The sequence below is a fragment of the Serratia sp. (in: enterobacteria) genome, from assembly GCF_051654945.1.
Taxonomy (GTDB): Bacteria; Pseudomonadota; Gammaproteobacteria; order Enterobacterales; family Enterobacteriaceae; genus Chania.
On the sequence record NZ_JBOFZA010000119.1, the window covers coordinates 1 to 20,522 of the forward strand.

Consider the following 20,522-nt stretch of genomic DNA (forward strand, 5'->3'; position numbering starts at 1 on the left):
CATTAATAGTAATGGTGCCGTCGACAGCCATCGCCAAAGATGACACGGACAGGGAGGTCGCTACGCCCAGTGCCAAAATGCTTTTGTTCAGAGTCATGATTAATTTCCTTTTATTAAACAACCGAGCTGAATAACGGGGGGCCGCTATCCGTTAGTGAAGTAAACTAAATTACTTCACATCCAACAAAAATAAAGACTGACGCCTTATTGGATCCATTTTATTAAATAAAATACCATCGCGATTACTGGATGAAAATATGCCTATTAAGTCATATCAAATGGCTTTTAATATTACCGTTCTATTCGTCGATTAACAATACAACATCGTGATCAATTCCTGATATTGTAACACGCCTGCAGGGTGACAATGCAGTGGGCAATGATTAAACCGTATGCACTATTCAGGTTCCCTAACCCCATTGCTTTTATCAGACGTCTTTTTATACCGTAAACGGACTTTCCACTCACTCCAGCCATTGTGGATATGGAACTCAATGGTCTGTTTTGATAGAATGAATCAATTATTCTCTTCGTTCTCAACGTGAACCAAGGATAATGCCATTGACTAGGATTAATACCAATAATTGTTGCCGTGAATTTGTCAATGGGTAATGAGGCTGAGGCAACAATAATAGGAAAAGCATTCATTTTATCTGTAGCCTTGTCCACGACCAAGAATACACAATCGGAAAGCTCACTGATGTTTATCAATTGCCTTTGGTATAAGGATATATAATGAAAGAAACACACAACGACGTCGGCATGCTGTCTTGTACAGATATTGCAGTCGGGTGAGTAAACGAATTCAGATGAAAATGAAAGCCCCAGAGATTTAAAAATCGAACTGACACCGACTAAAAAATAATAATCATTTGTAACGATGCAATATGTCATATTGTATGCACTCAGTCCATTGAATAGATAGGTTGCAATCAACCAAATAATAACCGCGGTAAACTGCGTCAATATGCTATACTCAATTCTATTTTAGTATATACATTCACTGCATTGCCGAAGCAATGACCATTTCCCCATCACTTGTAAAGCTTAATTACAAACTCTAAACCATCGCTATAATAGTACCCCTCTTAATATCTGGTGACATGCCAAACCACTCACAACAAGAATCAAGCGGTACCAAACAAGTATAATCTTAATTGAACGCACATTGCAAGATAATGATCTGTGAATGATAAAATCAACAACACAACAGATCGGTAAATGTATATTTTTAGCATTATATGCTGGTATGGATTTTTTTTTGATCTTAACTGCTAAGAAAGTCGACGTTATTGGATAAAAATAGCAGTAGTAACTAATGATTAGTTGAGTAATGATGCTGCAGCACAGAGTAAGAAGCTTAAGGAGAATATTGAATGATTTTCCTATAAGTCATTGTTTTTTAACTTATTAATTCAGGGGTTCATAAGCACCGCCTAGCTTTTCCCCTGCAGATTGGCGTTGATAAAACACGCCAGTGAGCTGAATTTACATGAATCCCAACACTATGTCTGATGCAAAAAATAGCAACCGGCTCTGACCAGTTCCGAATGTGATCAACAATAATCCATTGAAATTGCCGAACTTAGCCCGTCTGAGGAAGAACGGGTTGTATCGTACACATTAAGATGCTGTTATTATGATGCTGTCTGTCCATCCATGTCTCTGCTCCGAAACGCCTTCCGTTGCCCCATACCCTATTGATGCTATTGCCCAGTGCGTAGGGATCTGGCTTACATCATTCCTGCCGTCCCTGATTCAGGGGCGTTTATGTCGTTTAATCAATTCCTCGGCCAGCGACTGCTAGGCCCGGTAGGGGTCACTTCGGAGCTGTTTCCATTGACGGCGAAGGCCATCGCCAATTATGTTTCAATTGTTACGCCGATCCTGTCAATTTATGTCGGTAAAGAGATGGTCGCAAAATCGAAAAGAAACATCAAAAAACCGTATTCCCTGCTTCACATTGCATCAGCTGCGTTCGGATTCATTTTGCTGACCGCCTTTGTTATATATACGAACTATTTCACGGTGACTGACCTTTATCACCATCATCGCCTTTATCAGATCTTTGGCATCCAGGTGGTGTGCCCTGTTTTCTGTCATCTGGATGTTAGCCCTGTATCTCATTCTGGTGATGAATTACGCCCTCTTTGTGGGAGAGCATGAAAAACCGTGGGGCAGTCATCGAATAGGATTTCCACAGGGGTTAAAATAACCAGCATCATTTCATAACAATACCTGTTGGCTATGAAGAGCTACGTCATCAAAATCGCTGTTCGTGGCGTCAGTCCCATGGTCTGGCGTCGGCTGAGGATTGCTGCCGATACATCAGTGGCCGCGCTTCACTTCATTTTCCAGATCGTGATTGGCGATTTCGATGCCGGTGATCGCTTTGCCTATGAGTACAATTTCTTTGAGCACTGGCTACACGATGTCCGTGTTGAAGCTGTCTGTCATTTTCAGAAGACGACTGCACCAGTTCACAGGGCTGACCGCCCAATGTGCAGTCGACTTCTGAGCAGGTTGAACCGCACCGGGAATCTTGGAGACTAAACTCTCAGTAAAAGGAGACCCGACTATGTCATCAAAACGTTATCCCCCCGAGCTGCGTGAACGCGTGGTCAGAATGCTGCTGGAACATCGCAGCGAATACAAATCAGAGCACGACGCTGTTAAAGCCATCGCTCCGAAGATCGGCTGCCATGGCGACACCCTGCGAGCTTGGCTTCGTCAACATGAACGGGACGCCGGTGGCGGTAGCACCAATGGTGGCCTTACCTCTGATGAGCGTGAACTACTCCAAGAGCTGCAACGTGAGAACCTGGAGTTGCGTCGTAGTAACGACATTCTGCGCCAGGCTTCCGCTTATTTTTCCAAGGCGGAGTTCGACTGCCTGTGGAAAAAACAATGCCGCAGCTGGATACCCTTCGCGCTGAATATGGGGTCGGACCGGTATGCCACGAACTGGATATTGCTCCGTCAACGTATTATTGGCATGACCAGCGACGTCGACATCCGGAGAAACACAGCCAGCGTGAACAGCGTGATGATAGGCTCAAATCCGCAATACAACGGGTATACGATGAAACTCACGTGCCCGCGTGGGGCACGGCACGGCGATCAACAGGTCATCATCCACAACACGCTGTTTCAACCCACGTGCCCGCGTGGGGCACGGCTCCCTTATTGCAAGGGCTTGCGTAGTCTACTCTTGGCAAGCATTTTGCGCCAACCCGAAGTTAACTAAGCACAGATATCCCGCTAATAAGCGGGATAGTGAAATTTCTCTTTTTTTTCATAGCAATAATGTCACGCCAACCTATTGGTTTTTTGATGAGGACTACAGGTTGGCGGAAGGAAATTCAGAGGATCAAATGATCTTTGAAGATATCAATAGCGGGCTTGGCACCATGGTGTTCAACTTTGTTTCGCCATTCCTTACCTAACCAGAAGCGTAAACTATCGACGTCAGCATCATAAATACTGAGTAGTTTTGCTCGAAAATGCACCCACTGGGCAGAGTCAATTTCGCATTCAAACACCGAATATTGCACTCTAACGCCGTAGTCCAGACACATTTTAGCCAATTGCCTAAGCCGACGAGGACCATTAGCATCAGCCAGAGAAACATCGTAGGTCACCAAAACCATCATTCCGAGATCCTTTTCAGCGATATATATAAGGAGGATATACAGCCAAATCACCCCGTAAATGGCGGGCAAGCAACAGGGCTTGTACATGGGGTAATAGACCTATTGCAATCTTTTCCTGCAAAAAGGGGTGAGTGATTTCTTCCTGCTTTTTAGTTTGCCACGCCTGGAGAACTTGTTTTCTGGCATCATCCTTGAGTATTACTCCCCCCAGCATATCGGTGGTGAAATCCGATGTTTTCAACTGTTGCCGATTAATCAATGTCAGCACCAACCGATCAACAATAGGGGCGCGAAACTCTTCAAGCAGATCCAGCGCCAGACTGTCACGCCCCGGCCTTTCAACGTGTAAAAAACCAACTTGAGGATCTAACCCAACGCCTTGCAGAGCACCACTGATCTCTTTAGACATCATCGAATACAAAAACGACAGCATGGCGTTGACCGGATCACGTGGTGGCCTTCTATTACGCCCATCGAAAGCAAAACCGCTGCGATGGGTCAGTAATTGGTTAAACACACCGAAATAGTGGCTAGCCGCCTCCCCCTCCAAACCACGTATCCGATCAAGATCAGACTGTACGGCCAGTTCAGCAACAATCTGGCGCATCCTATGAGTTGCCGCGCGAATATCCGCCTGTTCGCCATAAGTGCGTAAATGGCGCAACAGTACGATCCGAGACGATTGGATCTTGGCCGCGACAATATTACGGGCGATCACAACATCGCCAATTTCGCTGCGGCGAAACTGTGCTCTGCGTAACAAAACATTACCGGTTTGCTTACCGACAACGCGGGCTTGAAAACGACCAAAGCGATCAAAAAAAGAAAGCTGGGTGCCATTCTCGCCGCAGAATCCCATTAATTGTGGTGACACCATGATATTACCGAAACAGAAAATATTACCGACGGAATGGATCGGTACTTGCAGTAATTTCTGACGTTGACCATCAATCGTCTGCTCTATCAATAATGTTTCCCGTTCTTTATGCAGATAGGCACCATCACGATTAATATAAAGGCAGTTCTGTAGTTTCTTCATTCCCCCCTCCTCCACTGATGCGTAAATCGCCGACACATAGGTAATGGAGGTATCTTGTTGCTGCTTAGGGCGACATTCGTCAAGCAGTGAACAAGACTGGCAGTGTTTTCCAGCCTGTGCCTTAGGGGTATCACCAGAACGCAGCAGTTCAGCGACAGAGGCAATGACCGAGAGTGTCCGCTGACGCAAGGCGCTATCAAGGGCAATATCCAGCCGATGCCGGGTTTGCCAGTACCATAGTGCTCCCGTGGCAACAACCTGCCCTGTCATTTCCTCCAGGCAGAGTGCCTGCGCACAAAGTTGAATAGCATCGCTATTATGACGCTTTGGCTTACCGCGCTTATACTCCACCGGCGTTAGCGCCCCGGTAGAGAGATCTTTCTCCAGCAGATCCAGCTTGCCGGAAAGACCAAGCTGCGGCGCACTGACGGGTAAACCACGTTCATACCGTATCCCCTTTCGGGTCTCTGGCGGACCGTGATCCACACGTTGATGCAGTAACTCCCCCTGCGCAGTCAACCAGTTATCTGCCCACACTTGTTCATTATGAATCAAGGCACACTGCCTGGGACAAAACGCATAATGTTGCAAGGCGGATAGTGGGATCAGTCGCGTATCAGCCATCTTATTTACGCCAGCATAGCGTGTAACGTTACGCCACCTGGGATCTGATCCTCAGCCACACTGATGCGATAATCAGACAGACTGCGTGCAGGGCCATCGGTCACGCGTTCAATATTGATGGTATCGAAAAGTTTACGGGCAGGGGCATTACCCAATACGCTGTCGTGCTTGAAGACATACAGAGCACAGGCGCTCATTTCACCACGAGCGGCTGAGCGGTCATGATCAAACATGTTGATCAACGAATTCCAAAATAGCCCGAGATCTTCCTCACTGAAACCGGTTTGCTGTGCCAAATGCGCTGAAACATAACCGTGGCAGCGATATAAACCATAAGGCACGGTATTTTTGCGGCCCATAGTACGGTTGTCACCATCCTGTTTCTGAGCTTCGGCTTCCGTTGCCACGGCACAGCGAGTGATGGAATGCTCATGAGCTACAATCGGATCAATGGAGCGGGCAAACGTAAGCTGTACTGGCCCACGAACCTGACCACAGTTAACGCCTGTAGACACCACGGCACCAAAGGTACGAATGTCATAGAAGTTTTTGCACATCCACTGGCGAGCTTCATCTACCGCATCACCCCTTTTACGTTTTTTATCATCCCCTTTCAGCAAGTCGGACTTGCCAATTCCTTCATAGGCACGCTCATGGGTTTTATTCAGGATCGCCTTCTCTTTGACGTAGATTTCATAGGGTGGCGTTTCTCCTTTATGCAGACCGACAAAGTTGCGCACTTTACGTTTCAGGCAGACATCAGTGACCAGGCCTTGCCCGGTTTCCGCATCCACACGAGGTAAATTGCCCGCATCCGGGTCGCCATTAGGGTTGCCATCCTTGACGTCAAACAACAAAACGAATTCATAGCGATTGCTCAGACTCATGCTGCCTCTCCTTGAGTAGATGTTTTCTTGGTAAAGAAATCCTGGCGTTGATGGTAATAACCAATAGCAAACAGCCCCTGTTGAGCCAGATCCAGATGGGCCGGAAAATCAGTAATAGCCGCAACAATCTCCTGAATACGATTTTGGGCCGCAATGCGATATTCAGGTCTATCCAGTTTTTTCAGATGGTGAGTGTGTAAACGCATCAGGGTGCCAAATACCGCCTTGGGCGTACAACTGGCACTGCTGTAGTAGCGATCGCGGATCGTTGCATTAAGCCCAGGGTTTGCATCGGTTTGTAATTTCTCTAGCGCAGCAAACAGCCTTCCCAATAGATAGCCGATACGGTCTTCTTCCAGATTGAGTGACACAGTTACCCCCTTCAGCTTTTGCTGACGAAAATGGCGGTTCAACCACGCCTTGATCAACGCGGCCCGATAATCATTAACCGCGCCCGATTCCGCTTTAATGCGATTCAATACTCCGGTGAGTAAGGCAGTGGGTAAAGGCGAACCCGATAAAATCGCCCGTACAACCTCACCCACCCAATGAGGTGGCAAATTTTCTTCTTTACCCAGTAATGCTGTACTGCGTAACAAGGTTTTTAACGCTGGACGCCCTGGCAAATCACGAGCACCCACCAGTTCAATATCATCAAGCCATTGCCACAAACGTTGAGCAAAATCCGCGACCGTCCCTACCAGCCAGAAACGGATAGCCACCCGTGCCGCATTGGGTGATAACCCCAGTAAGTAAAAACGCTCGGTGGCCCCTGCACCTTGATAAGTACCGTTATGCAGGCTGGCATAAAGCGTAGTCACAGCACGAACATTACGATCGGGATCGTCTCTGGGACTATCAGAAAAAATGAATGGCAACAGGGTTTCCAGTGGATGATTTTTGGCTGCCCAGCACACTACGGAGGTGTCACTAACGGTGCGAAAGTGATCCATATCCGACGCCTGAAATCAGATCCAGGGGTTAATCTGCTCTCCTGATTCGGGAGAGCTTATGGTCACTTTTGAGACAGTTATGGAAATTAAAATCCTGCACAAGCAGGGTATGAGCAGTCGGGCGATCGCCAGGGAACTGGGCATCTCCCGTAACACTGTAAAGCGCTATCTGCGTGCGCAATCTGAGCCGCCAAAATATACGCCGCGTCCTGCAGCATCTTCACTTCTGGATGAATACCGGGACTATATTCGCCAACGCATCGCTGATGCCCATCCTTATAAAATTCCAGCAACGGTTATCGCCCGCGAAATCATGGAACAGGGCTATCGTGGTGGTATGACCATCCTGAGAGAGTTCATACGTTCCTTTGCCATACCTCAGGAGCCTGAGCCTGTCGTTCGCTTCGAAACCGAGCCCGGACGGCAGATGCAGGTCGATTGGGGGACCATGCGGAACGGCAAATCCCCGCTTCATGTGTTCGTTGCCGTTCTGGGGTACAGCAGAATGCTGTACATCGAGTTCACCGACAATATGCGCTTCGACACGCTGGAAACCTGTCACCGTAATGCGTTCATCTTCTTTGGCGGTGTGCCGCGGGAAATACTGTACGACAATATGAAAACAGTGGTACTCCAGCGTGATGCTTACCAGACTGGACAGCACCGGTTCAATCCTTCCCTGTGGCAGTTCGGTAAAGAGATGGGCTTCTCTCCCCGGCTGTGCCGCCCCTTCAGGGCACAAACCAAAGGCAAGGTGGAGCGGATGGTGCAGTACACCCGTAACAGCTTCTACATCCCGCTAATGACGCGTCTGCGCCCGATGGGGATCACCGTCGATGTTGAGACCGCAAACCGCTACGGTCTGCGCTGGCTGTACGATGTGGCCAACCAACGGAAACATGAAACCATCCAGACGCGTCCCTGTGATCGCTGGATAGAGGAACAGCAATCCATGCTGGCGCTGCCGCCGGAGAAAAAACAGTATGATGTTCAGGTCGACGAAGGCCTGGTGACCTTCGACAGGCAGCCACTGCACCATCCGTTGTCCATCTATGACACGTTCTGCAGAGGAGCTGCATGATGGTTGAACTGCAACATCAACGGCTGATGGTCCTCGCCGAACAACTGCAACTGGACAGTCTTATCAGTGCCGCGCCAGCTCTGTCGCAACAGGCAGTAGACCAGGAATGGAGCTACATGGACTTCCTGGAACATCTGCTGCATGAAGAAAAACTGGCCCGGCATCAGCGAAAACAGGCCATGTTTACTCGAATGGCGGCCTTCCCGGCAGTAAAAACGTTCGAGGAATATGACTTCACCTTCGCCACCGGGGCACCACAAAAACAACTCCAGTCCTTACGTTCACTGAGCTTCATCGAGCGCAACGAAAACATCGTGTTGTTGGGGCCATCCGGCGTGGGGAAAACACATCTGGCTATAGCTATAGGCTACGAGGTGGTGCGTGCGGGTATCAAGGTTCGCTTCACGACCGCGGCAGATCTGTTACTCCAGCTGTCTACAGCCCAGCGACAGGGTCGTTATAAGACCCTGCTTCAGCGGGGGATCATGGCGCCCAAACTGCTTATTATCGACGAAATAGGCTATCTGCCGTTCAGCCAGGAGGAGGCAAAGCTGTTCTTCCAGGTCATCGCCAAACGTTACGAGAAGAGCGCGATGATCCTGACGTCCAACCTGCCGTTCGGGCAGTGGGATCAGACGTTCGCCGGGGATGCAGCACTGACATCGGCGATGCTGGATCGGATCTTACACCACTCACACGTTGTTCAAATAAAAGGAGAGAGCTATCGACTCAAACAGAAACGAAAGGCCGGGGTTATCGCTGAGGCTAATCCTGAGTAAAACGGTGGATCAATATTAGACCGTCGGTGGAGATGTAAGTGGATCACTTTTTACCCGTCGTTGACATCACCCAGTTGCATCCGATTGAGACTACTCGTCTCTAACAGATAATTCAGTGCCGTGGTATATTCAAACGCGGCCTTCTCACTGACCGGGGAGTTGGCACCCTGCTCTTTTCCCCATGAACGGAATGCATCTTTATTAAATGAAACCAGGCTGGCTCCCGAGGATTGCGCACCCCATACCCCCCTAATGGAGGGATGAAGTACCGCCATTGGCAGTAACTCCCCGGTGACCAAGCAGCGGGAACGTGCATCGCCCTGCTGGTTGATGGCCTGCTGATAAGCTGCCAGAACGTCGGAGCGGTGGAACACAATCTTCCCCCCATCCTCCAACAGGCTAAACGTCATCACCGGATTGGTTTCAACGATCTCTGCCCAATGCCGGTCTGCAATTAAAGATTGCTCTGGCTGTTCATAAAAACGCAGCACAGCGGCAACACCCGCATCTGTTACTGCATCACACAGTAAAAAACGGATCTGCTCAATAAAGCTTTGCCGCTGCTGTTCCGTGCGTTGTGGATTACCTTTTTTATCAATACCCAAGACGTAATCCGCTGGATCCCACAGTAAATTAGCCGCTACACCCGAGGTTTTCTTGATCCCTTTGGCCACCCTAAAGCGACGTGGTATTGGCTTTTTCCCTTCCATCACGCGGGTATCTTCAAATTGAATAAACCGACCATCGCGATCAATCACCACCAGAAACGGGATCCCTTTCTCTTCAAAACCAAACGGAGCCAGGGCAGTATTCGGGTCGGCCTGTTTACGCTGGTAGTAATCACATAATGCCTGCAGGATCATGCGAATACCTCCGGGCTATTCAAGTCAGGAATATCAATTCGCCCTTGTATCATTTGCGCCCGGAAAAACAGAGGGTTGGGTGATGACGGATCGCTGTAATCCATGTCATAGAGCATCCAACCCAAATCGATATCCTGAGTTAATGGTAAAGGCAGAGGATCGGCATCACTGACTAAGGTAAAATCACAGGCAAACTCTCTGCATCCCAGATAGGGCTGGTTGATACATTGCCCCTTTTCTGCCCGGCGTCGAAACATGTCGGCGAATTTCGCCGCATTATCACCGCCACCCGCTTTAGCGGTGAGATGAAATTCGGCATAAAGACGATAACGGACATCACGCAGCAGTAAGCCCGCACGTTGCTGGCGTTCCTCTTCGATATAGAGCCCGAGATGCCCTTTGCCTGCCGTCATCGCCGTTTTCACATTACGACTGGAAATCACCGAGCCGACTTCATTGCGGCGCAGGTTAATCCAACGGATCGGGTTGATGACCTCAATACGGGTCACTTGCCAGCGTATCGCCGGTTTCCACAGGATCGCTTCAAAGACACTGCGGGCTGCTGACGGGGTTATGACATCGTAACTTACACGCTCAACCTTCATCTCCGGGCGCGTAAAGCAGGCAAAATCTCCACTGATATCCAGACAAAATTCCATATTCTCTCCGTGATCAAATAACTGAACGCTCCGCAGATAACAGCGTATCTGGCAACTCCACGCCCCAGCATGGATGGTAGTGACTTTCTAATAACACCATTTGACCCGCACAGACTTGCAGAGTGCCGATGGCTTGTAGCGCTTTAGCCAGAGACTCAGGCAACGTCACGCTATAACGCTGCAATTTTCGATACACCCATTTTGCGGTAGGATCACTTTCTAATGTGTTGATCAGCATAGATATCGGACTTTCATCCTGACCCACAGGGCAGTAAGGCACAATCACCGCGACGCCTTTATCATCAATTAAGCGGAAGCTTTCTGCTGCTTCACGAAATTGAATAGCGAGTGGCGCATCCGGTGAGGATTTGGCCGTCAATTTCTCACAAATCTTATGTTTATCACGATCCCCTTGGCTATTGAGACGCATGAAGTATTGCTCAAGGGTTTTCGGCGACAGCGGGTCAGAGAGCAAACCTGCTTTCAACATGGCCAACGTGCATTGCTCTGCCTGCCGGAGCAGGCCAACAGGCGCTGATTCTGTGGGCATAAATACCCACACATGGCCCAGTGTCCCCATCACACCTTCACGATTACAGCGTCCTGCAGCCTGGGCAATAGCATCCAACCCGGCCATAGCACGAAATACCGCTGGGAAATCAAGATCCACACCCGCTTCTACCAATTGAGTACTGATTACTCTCAATGGCTGTTTATCCCCCTGGCGGCGAGCCTCAAGCCGCTGCCGAATCTCGGTAATCACCTGACTACGATGAGCCGCACACATATGTGCAGAAAGATGAATACGATAGCCATCATCAGGTAACAGGTTAAAAAGTTCACGTGCGTGGCGACGCGTGTTGACGATACAAAGAACGCACTCTTCCTCTATCAATTCGTCGGCAACCTGTTGCCAACTCATGGGTTCAGCGGAAAAGGTGACCTTTTACCCGTTTGAGTTGCTGCGCCAAGTGCACAGGGTTGGCGATAATTTCTCGTACATTGTGTAAACCAGGCATCAATAATCGTCCAAACGGATCCCGGCTCTCTGCCAACACCGGTTGGGTTGCCGTACACAGTACCCAAGTAACGCCAAACAACTCACTGAGCTGCGCCATGACATTGGTGATAGGCTGATGGAAATCGCGTGGTAATTGTTGGGCTTCATCAAGGATGATGATGCTATCGATGAGATTATGCAGCTTACGGCAACGGCTAGGGTATGTCCCGTAACTATTTTTTGTACAATATAGTTATGTTTAACCGACAGGAAGCTTTCGAATTTGGCTCGTTACGATGTTCCAGATGAAGCCTGGGCGCTCATTTCTTCTATGTTACCGCCTGAACGTAATAGTGTTAAAGGTGGTCGGCCCTACCTTGAGCATAGGCCTGTAATGAACGGGATTTTTTGGGTTCTTTGCTCGGGTGCTCCTTGGCGAGATCTGCCTGAAAGGTATGGCAACTGGAAAACGATTTACAACCGTTTTAATCGCTGGTCGAAATCTGGAATAATAAATAGCATTTTCAATAAATTACTCCATATTCTGGATGAAAGAAAACTCATCGATTGGGATGCTATAGCACTTGATGGCAGCAATATCAGAGCGTTAAAAGCCGCCGCGGGAGCTAAAAAAAATATCCCGATGAACTCGAGGATCATGGGCTTGGTCGTTCTCGAGGTGGTTTTGGTACCAAAGTCCATTTGGCGACAGATAGCTCAGGATTACCACTAAGCTTTTGCTTGAGTGGTGGACAAGCTCATGAGAGCCAATATGCTGAAACGTTGCTAAACCGAGTCGGAATCATTCGAAAAAGTGGGCACCTAAAGTCCCGCCCCAACGCCGTGCTGGCCGATAAGGGGTATTCGAGTCGGAAGTTTCGTGACTGCTTGAAAATAAAAGGGATAAAAGCGGTTATCCCTTTTAAATCGAATGAAAAAGCCAGCCGAGATGGACGAAGGAAACTGGATACTCAGCGGTATAAAAAACGTAATGTCGTAGAGCGCTGCTTTGGGCTGTTAAAAGAATATCGTCGCATTGCCACACGTTCGGAGAAAACGGCCAGAAATTACCTTTGCATCCTTAAACTAGGCTCTATTCGGTTATTTTTAAAGCGATTATTGGGTTAAGGGATACAGCCTAATACCCAGTAAGATTGATATTGTTCAATAATAATTAATCGTAAGCGTCACTTTGCCGTTCGCCTTGCCTGGTGTAGGGTTCGCTGCCGTTTGTATATAGCGGGCGACCAGTGGGACACGAATTGTCGGGCTGCCATCTTTCGGTAACGTCACCGATTGTTCTGCTGCAAAGTTAAATAGCGTCGGCGTTTGACTGCTCTCCCCCCAACCGAGCTGGATACCTACGCCCGATGCCGCCCCGGCTACTGTGGAGTCGATTGCCATTATCCCGTTGGCGGCATTAATCACTTTGGTGGTCGGCGTCAATCGTACACCAATGCTGTTATTGATCGAAGCCCCCACGCTAACTGCCCCACCTGCGTTATAATCAAACAATAACGCACTATTATCCTGGTTATAGAAGCCATGAAAGGTCGGGCAATTGGTCAACGAAATGGAAGAGTCAATCCATGGGGTCGTTGAGTTGATACCTTTAAAATGTAGACTCTTCTCATAAGTACCCAGTTGAACAGAGACGTCTGGAGTGGTACAGGTCTGCGTAGATACCGTCAGTTGCCCCTGGAGTCTGATAGAATTTATTTGTATTGGAAGCCCGGCAACAGCAGCATGGCTTCGCGGGTTAACTATATCAATACCGAAAGAAGGGAGTCTGGACGCATTAAGCGTATAATCACCCGGGTTAATTTGTCCTGTTTTAATTAATGAGATATAGAGCGTGCTATTCGACATACTTAATATCAAGGCTCCTGCACCAGTGAATATATAAGATGGATCGGTGGTATACCCATAAACCGGTGAACCCACTGTTACCACTCTAACATTGGGGCTGCCAACGGAAATCGCGACACCAACACCAGGTATATTGGTCTGATAGATACCACCGCCAAAAGGGCCGTCAGACCAGGCGCTAAGAGGCATGGGCGCATTTCTAAGGGTGACGAGCAAGTTGTACCATAGCGTATCAGCGCGCGGTGTTTCACACCGTGTCGCGATATCTTTGTCCCCCGCGAGCCATCTTCCCTGATAAATTACCGTGCCAATCGGCATATCTGCACCAGCGGAAATAGTCGGCGGATTCAGTTGCACAGTATCGACACGAGGAATACCTTTCCCGGGTGTGCAGGTCAGTGCAGCCCAACTATTGAGGCTGGTTAATGCCAATAGCAGGTAGCCGACAATATAAATAACTTTTCCCATGAGTAACCCTTACTATTTTCTTAACTACGAGCCGCCACGATGGTCGTACCATTTTTCGTCAACCTTTTATCTAACGGCACAGCGTTATCTATAGCAGAACAAGTAGAGTTGAACTGCTGCATTTGAGTCTGTACCAGCCCTTTCGGTGTCGGCATCAGCACGTAGTTGACCGTGCACTGCATTGCGCCGTTGTCGCCCCATTTCACTTTTAACTGGCCCTTTTCTTCATCCACACGTGCGTACAGTTGTCCACCTTGCCCCACCGTACCAACGCTGTTGCCTTTACTGTCAAAGATATCCGCCCCAAACGGCACCGGTTCCCCTTGATAGATCGCATTTACCAGAATTGGCGAACCCTTCTTAGTAGTATATTTCACCTTCACCACCGCACCGGAATATGGCGCCACTTTCTGTCTGGTATTGTCCAGTTCCACGTCGGACGAAGTACCTTTGGGATCGATATTGATTTCATTCATCTGATACGGATTCAGGTAAGGCACCACTGCGTATCCGCGCGAATCAATGCTCACACCTGGATATGAGGAAACTTTGGCGCCTTCCGCCCCTTTGGCTTCCACCAATGCAACGGTGTCCGAGGTGTAGGGAGTAAAGCTCAAACCGCCGCTATGCCCAACCACCGTACCGCTCATTCCAGCGGAGGCGCTCTGGTAGCCTTTACCTGTGCTGTAAGTTCCGCTCAACGCCGTTGCTGGCGTGCGATAATTACCAGTCAGCGCCCCTCTAGAGCCTGCGCCCTGATTGGCATTCATTGCCGTCACACCATAGCTGAACTGATTTTCCGTCCCGACGTGACCGGAAACCGTAGCCTGTTGACCATAATGACCACTACTGTTGTGTGATAAATCCATACGCAACTGCGGCGTATGAACCTGATCATTGCTTCCTAACGGCAGGCTAAAGCTCAGCAGGTAGTTGGTCTGTGCCGTACCCAGGCTGGAAAAACTGCGGTTGATGCTGAGACCATAAGACAGACTCTTGTAACGGTTGTTGTAACCCATCTGGTACTGCTTCTCGCTGCCGTCTTTATTCCAGTAGTTTTGCAATGAAGCACTGATATACAACAGACCCCAGTTTTCTGGCAAACCTTGCTCGGCGGTGACCGTCAGGCGGTTTTTGGCGCGCGAGATCGAATCCGGCGAGTACCCTTGCGCCACGGCGTCACGGGTTTGCATCGCGGTCATGAAATCCATATAGCCATCGGTCGAGAAACGATAGGCCGCCAGCGACAGGTTACTGTTCGTTTCGCTGATCAGCTTGCTGTAGCTCACCTGATAGCTTTGCCCGCTCAGGCTAGAGCTTGACTGAGGTTTGCCATTGGCATCGGTGCTGTTATCCAAATGGGTACGCGCCTGAATGACATCAAACGCCAAAGCGCCGATCGGCGTGCCAACCGCCGCCCCTAATTGCAACGCAAAATAATCCTGGCTGGCCTGCAGCCCGGCATAACCGGTAACGGTATTGGTCAAACCAAGCAGATAGGCCGTCTGGTACAGCGTCGGTTTTTCGCGCAGGTTATCGCTGCGCACTTTCCCGCCAGTGATTGAATAACGCGACGACCCAGGGCGTAACAGCCGTGCTACCGAGGCATAAGGCACGCTGAAAGTCTGTTCGGTACCATCGGACTCCCGCACGGTGACATCCAGATTGCCACCATATCCGGTCGGGTACAGAGCGTTGATCAGGTACTCCCCTGGCGTTACCGTGGTTTCATACAACACCTGGCCATTCTGGCGCACGGTGACGCGGGCGTTGGTACGGGCGATGCCGCGGATATCCGGCGCGTAACCGCGTAAAGACTCAGGCAACATCCGCTCGTCACTGGTCAGTTGAATACCGGTAAACGGCAGCGTATCAAACAATTGCCCGGTGGTATTCGACTGCCCCATCAACACACGTGCTTTCAACGCAGGGATGTCGCGCTGTATATAAGTATTGATATTGCTGTACTGGTTCTCGCCGTTATCCATCCGGTTATAGGAACCGTTGTGGCGCAAATACCAGGCCCCCACGTTCACCCCGGCGTTCACGCCGGCAAACAGCGAGTTATAGTGTGTACCGTGAGATTCGCTAGTGTAGCCATTGACGTTATAGCCCAGTAACAAGGCCGGTATACCGCTATCCCACAGTTCAGGGCTCACGGTGCCACGCGCCATGTTCAGCATGTAGATTTGGGGTATGACGATATCCAGACGTAGCTCGTTACTATCGTAGCTGACCTGAGCCTCCGGCAATTTTTGCTGCAGATCGATGCACTGATCGCCCTTGCCCTGTTGGCTTAAAAAATCCGCCGGTAACTTGTCGTAATTAAACACAATGTTTTTAATCAGCTCGCTGGTCAGGCAGGGATAAACGGATTTATCTGCACGCGACTTAAATTCAATATCAGTATTGCTGATAGGTTGATTGTTAATATATAAAGCCGTCTTGTATACCCCAGGCAACCCTGAGGAACCATTGGCAAAGCGGCTGAGATCGACCGATTCTTTATCGTCAACATTCAGGAAAGAAGTATCAAATTCCAAACTCTTTGCAATGTCTTTCGATGGGGTAGTATTAATATCTGTCTCGGCATTAACACTGCCCATAAAAAAAGTTGACAAAATGGCTATAGCCAATGGCGATAGCCGACCCTGTAGGCCATCCTGCAAAGATTTAGACATAGGGATCTCTTCAATAACTTATTTCCTAAACAATGACAATAGATTAATGCGAGCTATCGTTATGGACATGGAGGGTTTCAATTTCCTATATGTGAACTGACGACGTTATTTTATCATTGAATTAAAAGCATTGACCGCACCATAATCATTCACAAAACTCCCTGAAACCTTGATTCCTGTTTTTCCAGCCAAATCTAATGATATCGTGCTGCACGGCGCTACCATCACATGGTTCAGTTCTTTACCATTCACCGACAGATTCACCAGCGAAACATAATAAGGTGTCGGGTTAGTCGCTTGCACTCGGTTGTCTTGGCTACTCCAAACAATGGCTTTTGCTGCATCATTTGCGTTACCTTCTAGGCCGCCCGGACGATAGAACAGCTTGATACGCGAACGGAAGGCCATCTGCAAACGGTTCTCTGCGGTTTTTGCCTGGTTTTTGGCCGGTACTTCCAACACGTTCAGCCAGAACACCGATTCCTTATCCAGAGGCAACGCGCCGCCTGCGTAGCTGATACGTAAGGTCTGCCCTTTGCTAGGATCCACACGGTTCATCGGTGGAGTCAGCACAAATGGCACTTTTATCGCTGCCGGTTTGGCATGGGCATCACCATTATCAATCCAGCTCTGCAATAAAACCGGAGAGGGGCCGTCATTTCTGATCTTGACACTGACCTCCTTGGCATCAGAAGGATAAATCACCCGCGTACCGCTAATCACCACGCTGGCCAGACTATTGGTGCTGAACAAGGCGACGGCGGCAAGAAAACCAACCTGGTACAAATTAGCAGGGGGAAACTTCATCATAATCTCCGGACAAATGGACAGAGTGGGAGGGATCCCCCCTCCCGCAGCCCATTACTGGTACTGAATAGAATAAACAACGTTGCTGACTACGGTGCCAGCGGTGGTTGCGTCTTCTGCATAATAACGAACGATGTAGGGCAGAGTGGCGCTGCCGCCAGTGACGTCTTTATAAGTGGTGTTATTTACCTGGTCTTGGCTACCAGCTTTGATCACATCCTGAGTCGGGCTTGAACCATCAAGTAATTGTAGACTAACGTTGGTCGCGCCGCCGCTCAGGTTTTTCAAACGACCGGTTACCGCATCAACAGAAGCACCGGCTTCGAAGAAGGCAGAAGCCGTCTGCAAAGTACCCGAACAGTTGTTCAGCGCCATCACGAAACCGGTATCGCCGGCAGTGCGGGTAGCCGCTTGCAGTTGGTTAATGCTCACGGTTGGCAGAACCACGGTCGCGTCTGCGGCCTGGCCATCAACAATGACGTCACAGGTATTCGCGGTCAATTCACCGTTAAAAGTGATCGTGCCGGTAGAAGCTGCCTGCACCATTCCCGCAGAACCGAATGCTGCGACCAGAGATGCAACGATTGCTAACTTTTTCATATATATCCCTACTGACCTTGTATTGTTAAGCCATTCTAATATCCATTAAAACAGCATGTGCATATCATAGATGAGAAACAATTTAAGCATTTGATTTTTTTATAAAAACAGAATCATTCAGTTATATAAAAATTAGTGTGTTAAAAATCACCCATCAGGTAGAGGCAAAAAACGACTCAACCTTCATTTTCGGCAGGAAGAGATAACACTTCATTCCTCTTGCTTACCCTGCTGACAAGGTAAATATTAACCTAATAATGAAACTTTTTTAAATGAAGTAGTTTTAACTGGTCTTTTAATAAAAAAATATAGATATTTAATAATATTAATCAAATATCTTAATTGAAAAATAGTGATTATTAATTTTTCTTTAATATCAACCATTCTCATTTAAGATCTTAGAACCTATCCCAAAAGGAATTGTCAGTTACTAAATAATGGAAATTCCTGAGGGCGAAATATGGCAGACAGCAAGTGGCAGGTCAGCGATGAACTCTGGGAAAAGAGGGTTCCACTTATCCCGGAGCACAAAACCCGTCACCCGCTGGGGACGCATCGTAAACGCGTTGATAATCGTGCTGTTATGAACGCCATTTTCGTTGTGCTCAGAACGGGTTGTCAATGGAACGTGCTGAATGCGACACATATCTGCTCATCAAGCTCAGCTCATCGCCGTTTCCAGGAATGGCGTGACGCCGGGGTTTTTGAACGGTTCTGTCAGAACCGATTGCTTACCTGCGGGCAACTGGATGCCATCGACTGGTCATGGTTACCGATGGACGGCTGTATTCACAGACCGGGGTAAACAAGGAGTAAAACGCAGCCTGATGACAGATGCGAATGGGCTTCCGCTCTCACTTGTCGTCGCAGGTGCCAATACCCACGACATAAAGCTGGTTGCTGATACCCTGGAGGCCTATCTGAAAAGCCGTCGTTATGAACCCATATCCAGTCGAGGAAAGAGAAGTCTGATGCTATCAGAACGACGGATTTTAAAGCACACCGCTAGGTTGTGGAGAGAGCTCACAGCTGGATGAACCGCTTCCGTCGGGTACTGACGCGCTGGGAGAAGAAAGTCGAAAATTATGAAGCAATGCTGCATTTTGCATGCGGCATCATTGTCTGGAATAAAATCCTATTGGGATAGGCTCTTAATGCGACAGAACCTAAACTATACTTTATGTAAGCGAACGGGCCGATAGTAATCTAAGGTGTTTAATTGAAAAAAAACAATAAAATAATCAACGGTACTATATTGTACATCCCTGAAGAGCATCGTTTGAGCCCCCTATGTGTAAGGGGAAAAGAGAACGTATTGAATGTTCCAACTAGCCGCTGTCTACAACTATTGTTACAACGTCCCGGTGTGGTTATCAGCCAAGAAGAGTTTTTTAGAGAAGTGTGGAAAAAAAATGGTCAACATATCACCGCCAATACCCTTTATCAAAATATCTCTTTGCTAAGAAAGGGAATACGGGAAGCCGGACTAACCAAAAACATAATCCGAACTGTACCCAAAGTGGGGGTGGTATTTTCAGGTGCCGTTGAAATCATGGATGAGGAAAGTAATAATAGTGTTGAGAGTCCGCAGATCGCGCTACCCGTTAATAAAACCGTAGAAACTCATCTCGAACAACCGACGTTACAACTTAGAGGGAAAAGGAAAAAATTTGTACGCTTTGGTTTAATGACTGCGTTTATCACTACCATCTTTATTCTATTAATGAACAACCGTTACAAGCGGTAAGTAGTGATGACTCCAATCAGTTGGTTCTGTTATGCCTTGGCTTTGTTGAATAAATCAGAGTCAGCCAACAGGTTGGCTTCCACCTGTATATCTGTTATGCGAGCCGGATGCTGTGCGGCATACCCAACAGTGTCATCCGGTTCAGCGCCTTAACCATCACCATCGCTTCACCCACCGGCGCGTCATAGTTCCGTAGGCTCAGATGACCACCCAGCACGGTTTTGATGCGGAACATCGCCGTTTCTGCCACCGAACGACGGTGATAACCCACTTTCTTTTTCCAGACGTCATTACTGCCGCTCAGATGCTGATTCGCCACGGCATGGTTACGCTCATAGTACTTGATGGTTAGGAATCTGGATCGCGTTTTTTCGGTAAGCGTAAAGTCAGCGCCGTATTGACACTTATTTGGCAGGAAGATCCACATTCCACGGCAGGAGATCCGCTACTTTGTTGGAAGGCCACTCCGGCAGCACGCTCAGGATATGACGAAGGTAAGCCTCCGGGTCGATACCATTGAGTTTGCACGTACCGATCAGACCGTACAACAGAGCGCCGCGTTCGCCTCCGTGATCGCTACCGAAGAAGATGTAATTCTTTTTCCCAAGGCAGATTGCTCGTAGTGCACGCTCTGCGGCGTTGTTATCAGGCTCTGCCAGGCCATCATCACAGTAGTAGCACAGCGCATCCCACTGATTCAGGGCATATGCGAACGCCTCCCCCAGTCGGGATTTTTTCGACAGCGTTGCGCTTTTCTCCACCAACCACACATGCAGGGATGCCAGCAGCGGCTTGCTTTGGGATTGTCTGGC

17 protein-coding genes, 3 pseudogenes and 1 other annotated feature are annotated in these 20,522 nt (G+C 48.7%); of the genes and pseudogenes, 7 read left to right on the plus strand and 13 right to left on the minus strand.

What is annotated here, in order from left to right:
- Window positions 1-1,770: 1,770 nt before the first annotated feature.
- Together ACRDCA_RS28480 and ACRDCA_RS28485 are read left to right on the plus strand one after the other, a co-directional pair.
- Window positions 1,771-2,166, plus strand: coding sequence for a hypothetical protein (locus ACRDCA_RS28480; protein ID WP_438692528.1), 396 nt, complete (start codon window positions 1,771-1,773; stop codon window positions 2,164-2,166).
- Between the two features lie 412 nt (window positions 2,167-2,578).
- Window positions 2,579-3,093, plus strand: a pseudogene (locus ACRDCA_RS28485) (transposase); the annotation flags it as partial.
- Window positions 2,863-2,979 (plus strand) — a sequence feature (AL1L pseudoknot). (Overlaps the previous pseudogene by 117 nt.)
- Before the next feature lie 269 nt (window positions 3,094-3,362).
- Here the strand turns inward: ACRDCA_RS28485 and cas2 are convergent.
- Genes cas2 through cas8c (ACRDCA_RS28505) form a run of 4 tightly spaced genes read right to left on the minus strand, consistent with a single transcriptional unit; the run spans window position 3,363 to window position 7,156 of the window.
- Window positions 3,363-3,653, minus strand: coding sequence for a CRISPR-associated endonuclease Cas2 (cas2, locus tag ACRDCA_RS28490; RefSeq protein ID WP_438692529.1), 291 nt, complete (start codon window positions 3,651-3,653; stop codon window positions 3,363-3,365).
- A gap of 13 nt (window positions 3,654-3,666) precedes the next feature.
- Window positions 3,667-5,316, minus strand: coding sequence for a type I-C CRISPR-associated endonuclease Cas1c (gene cas1c / locus ACRDCA_RS28495; RefSeq protein ID WP_438692530.1), 1,650 nt, complete (start codon window positions 5,314-5,316; stop codon window positions 3,667-3,669).
- A gap of 5 nt (window positions 5,317-5,321) precedes the next feature.
- Window positions 5,322-6,203, minus strand: a complete 882-nt coding sequence (cas7c, locus tag ACRDCA_RS28500) for a type I-C CRISPR-associated protein Cas7/Csd2 (RefSeq protein ID WP_438692531.1) — start codon at window positions 6,201-6,203, stop codon at window positions 5,322-5,324.
- Window positions 6,200-7,156: a type I-C CRISPR-associated protein Cas8c/Csd1 gene (gene cas8c, locus ACRDCA_RS28505; RefSeq protein ID WP_438692532.1), complete on the minus strand. Its 957-nt coding sequence runs from the start codon at window positions 7,154-7,156 to the stop codon at window positions 6,200-6,202. The genes cas7c and cas8c (ACRDCA_RS28505) overlap by 4 nt, the downstream gene beginning before the upstream one ends.
- A 58-nt stretch (window positions 7,157-7,214) precedes the next feature.
- Here cas8c (ACRDCA_RS28505) and istA point away from each other — a divergent pair, with 58 nt between their 5' ends.
- Window positions 7,215-8,237, plus strand: coding sequence for an IS21-like element ISYru1 family transposase (gene istA / locus ACRDCA_RS28510; protein WP_438692533.1), 1,023 nt, complete (start codon window positions 7,215-7,217; stop codon window positions 8,235-8,237).
- The gene (gene istB, locus ACRDCA_RS28515; RefSeq protein WP_438692534.1) at window positions 8,234-9,016 is read left to right on the plus strand and encodes an IS21-like element helper ATPase IstB; all 783 of its coding nucleotides are present in this window, start codon (window positions 8,234-8,236) and stop codon (window positions 9,014-9,016) included. Before istA ends, istB begins: the two co-directional genes overlap by 4 nt.
- Window positions 9,017-9,066: 50 nt before the next feature.
- Here the strand turns inward: istB and cas8c (ACRDCA_RS28520) are convergent, their stop codons facing one another.
- From cas8c (ACRDCA_RS28520) to ACRDCA_RS28530, 3 genes are read right to left on the minus strand one after another with little or no spacing between them, the layout of a single operon-like run.
- Entirely contained in the window at window positions 9,067-9,879 is an 813-nt protein-coding gene (gene cas8c, locus ACRDCA_RS28520) for a type I-C CRISPR-associated protein Cas8c/Csd1 (protein WP_438692535.1), read from the minus strand.
- The gene (gene cas5c, locus ACRDCA_RS28525; RefSeq protein WP_438692536.1) at window positions 9,876-10,538 is read right to left on the minus strand and encodes a type I-C CRISPR-associated protein Cas5c; all 663 of its coding nucleotides are present in this window, start codon (window positions 10,536-10,538) and stop codon (window positions 9,876-9,878) included. The genes cas8c (ACRDCA_RS28520) and cas5c overlap by 4 nt, the downstream gene beginning before the upstream one ends.
- 13 nt (window positions 10,539-10,551) lie before the next feature.
- The gene (locus tag ACRDCA_RS28530; protein ID WP_438692537.1) at window positions 10,552-11,460 is read right to left on the minus strand and encodes a hypothetical protein; all 909 of its coding nucleotides are present in this window, start codon (window positions 11,458-11,460) and stop codon (window positions 10,552-10,554) included.
- Window positions 11,461-11,821: 361 nt separating this feature from the next.
- On the opposite strand from ACRDCA_RS28530, the gene ACRDCA_RS28535 reads away from it, so the two are divergent.
- Window positions 11,822-12,666 (plus strand): IS5 family transposase gene (locus ACRDCA_RS28535; protein ID WP_438692538.1). Its coding sequence is split into 2 segments (ribosomal slippage): window positions 11,822-12,167 and window positions 12,167-12,666, totalling 846 coding nucleotides; the frame shifts between segments, so codons are not numbered across the junction.
- A 36-nt stretch (window positions 12,667-12,702) separates the two neighbouring features.
- On the opposite strand, the gene ACRDCA_RS28540 is transcribed toward ACRDCA_RS28535, so the two are convergent.
- The 4 genes from ACRDCA_RS28540 to ACRDCA_RS28555 all read right to left on the minus strand — a co-directional run bounded on the left by ACRDCA_RS28540 (window position 12,703) and on the right by ACRDCA_RS28555 (window position 17,963).
- A complete protein-coding gene (locus ACRDCA_RS28540; RefSeq protein WP_438692539.1) occupies window positions 12,703-13,875 on the minus strand; it encodes a fimbrial protein in 1,173 nt (390 codons plus the stop codon).
- A gap of 20 nt (window positions 13,876-13,895) precedes the next feature.
- On the minus strand, window positions 13,896-16,481 hold the full coding sequence (locus tag ACRDCA_RS28545) for a fimbria/pilus outer membrane usher protein (protein ID WP_438692544.1): 2,586 nt from the start codon (window positions 16,479-16,481) through the stop codon (window positions 13,896-13,898).
- Window positions 16,482-16,661: 180 nt separating this feature from the next.
- On the minus strand, window positions 16,662-17,366 hold the full coding sequence (locus ACRDCA_RS28550; protein ID WP_438692540.1) for a fimbria/pilus periplasmic chaperone: 705 nt from the start codon (window positions 17,364-17,366) through the stop codon (window positions 16,662-16,664).
- A 51-nt stretch (window positions 17,367-17,417) separates the two neighbouring features.
- Complete coding sequence (locus tag ACRDCA_RS28555; protein WP_438692541.1) at window positions 17,418-17,963, minus strand: fimbrial protein; 546 nt, start codon at window positions 17,961-17,963, stop codon at window positions 17,418-17,420.
- Between the two features lie 460 nt (window positions 17,964-18,423).
- Between ACRDCA_RS28555 and ACRDCA_RS28560 the strand changes: the two are divergent.
- Window positions 18,424-19,110, plus strand: a pseudogene (locus ACRDCA_RS28560) (transposase).
- A gap of 72 nt (window positions 19,111-19,182) precedes the next feature.
- A complete protein-coding gene (locus tag ACRDCA_RS28565) occupies window positions 19,183-19,710 on the plus strand; it encodes a winged helix-turn-helix domain-containing protein (protein ID WP_438692542.1) in 528 nt (175 codons plus the stop codon).
- A 94-nt stretch (window positions 19,711-19,804) separates the two neighbouring features.
- On the opposite strand, the pseudogene ACRDCA_RS28570 reads toward ACRDCA_RS28565, so the two are convergent.
- Window positions 19,805-20,053: pseudogene (locus tag ACRDCA_RS28570) on the minus strand (IS5/IS1182 family transposase); the annotation flags it as partial.
- Window positions 20,054-20,114: 61 nt separating this feature from the next.
- On the minus strand, window positions 20,115-20,522 hold a 408-nt coding region (locus tag ACRDCA_RS28575; protein WP_438692543.1), incomplete at its 5' end, for an IS66 family transposase.